The sequence below is a fragment of the Candidatus Magnetobacterium casense genome, from assembly GCF_000714715.1.
In the GTDB taxonomy this organism is placed as follows: Bacteria; Nitrospirota; Thermodesulfovibrionia; order Thermodesulfovibrionales; family Magnetobacteriaceae; genus Magnetobacterium; species Magnetobacterium casense.
In genome coordinates this window covers 1-1,726 of sequence record NZ_JMFO01000056.1, presented here as the reverse complement: position 1 = coordinate 1,726, position 1,726 = coordinate 1, and the positions used below count along the sequence as shown (strand labels likewise).

General features: G+C 59.2%; 2 protein-coding genes. Both read right to left on the bottom strand.

The window, feature by feature from the left end:
• A partial coding sequence (locus Mcas_RS15740) for a flagellin N-terminal helical domain-containing protein (RefSeq protein ID WP_040336510.1) occupies nt 1-785 on the bottom strand: 785 nt, incomplete at its 3' end.
• Between the two features lie 163 nt (nt 786-948).
• Nucleotides 949-1,726: flagellin N-terminal helical domain-containing protein (locus Mcas_RS15735; protein ID WP_040336509.1), on the bottom strand; the 778-nt coding region annotated here is incomplete at its 5' end.

Sequence of the window (1,726 nt, the reverse complement as noted above, 5' to 3'; positions counted from 1 at the left end):
ATCGCCGCACCCGCCTGCTGCATGATCGCACTCCGCGTCAGTTCAGCCGTCTCCCTTGCTATGTCCGCATCCATGATCCGGGACCGCGAGGCGGAGGTATTCTCCGACACGTTGCTCAGGTTCGATACCACTGCCTCAAAGCGGTTCTGCATCGCACCCAGGTTCGACCGCAAGTCAGCAATCCGGTCCAGCGCACTGTCAATGTACTTCAGTGCGGATGCCGCGTAGACCGAGGTCCCGATCAGGCTGTCGACAAACGCGACCGCTGCCGCACTCAACAACCCACCGATGGATGCTGCCCCGATGCTCACCCGGATCACCTGACCGCTCAGGGCCCCAACCTGGAAGTACTTGTCCGTATACTCCCCGGTCAACAGGTTCTGCTTGTTGAACTGCGTCGTTTTCGCAATCCGGTCAATCTCGCTCATCAGCTGGGCTGCTTCCTTCTGCATGAAGGCGCGATCCCCATCGCTGTATGTGGTGTTGGCCGATTGCACCGCCAACTCACGGATCCGCTGCAACGCATTCGTCGTCTCGTCCAGCGCCCCCTCGGCCACCTGCACCAGCGAAATACCATCATTGGCATTCCGCACTGCCTGGTTCAACCCAAGGATCTGCGCCGTCATCCGGGTACTGATCGCCAGACCCGCCGCATCATCCTTTGCCGAGTTGATCCTGTAGCCCGAGGAGAGACGCTGGAATGTCCCGGACAACTCGTTGGTTGAACGCATCAGATTCCGCTGTGAATTCAGGGACGCAACATTGGTGTTAACATAAAGTGCCATGTCGTAAACCTCCCAACCGGCAAAATTCTGTGAATTCCGCTAAGCCATCCATGGTTGGAGGTGAGTCGTTCATTTTAAGGGCTCCACTCTCGCCCTGCATCTCATACACGGGAGAAAACATCCATCTTCTCCCCTATCTTATGACCTTGTCAGCCCCCGTCCCCTAACGGGCACCCAGCAACTGCAGGGCAATCTGGGGCTGCTGGTTCGCCTGGGCCAGCATCGCCGCACCCGCCTGCTGCATGATCGAACTCCGCGTCAGCTCGGCCGTCTCCTTCGCAATGTCCGCGTCCATGATCCGGGATCGCGAGGCGGAGGTGTTCTCCGACACATTGCTCAGGTTCGACACCACTGCCTCAAAGCGGTTCTGCATCGCACCCAGGTTCGACCGCAGGTCAGCAATCCGGTCCAGGGCGCTGTCGATGTACTTCAATGCCGACGCCGCGTAGACCGAGGTCCCGATCAGGCTGTTCAGAAACGCGATGGCCGTCGCACTCAGTAACCCACCAAGGGACGCGGCCCCGATGCTCACCCGGATCGTCTGGCCACTCAGGGCCCCAACCTGGAAGTACTTGTCCGTATACTCCCCGGTCAGCAGGTTCTGCTTGTTGAACTGCGTCGTCTGGGCAATCCGGTCAATCTCGCTCATCAGCTGGGCCGCTTCCTTCTGCAGGAATGAACGGTCACCATCGCTGTAAGTGGCATTGGCAGACTGCACCGCCAGTTCACGGATCCGCTGCAATGCATTCGTCGTCTCGTCCAGTGCCCCCTCGGCCACCTGAACCAGCGAAATACCGTCATTGGCATTCCGTACTGCCTGGTTCAACCCGCGGATCTGTGCCGTCATCCGGTTGCTGATCGCCAACCCCGCCGCATCATCCTTCGCCGAATTGATCCGGTATCCCGAAGAGAGACGCTGGAACGTGTTCGCAAGTGCATTC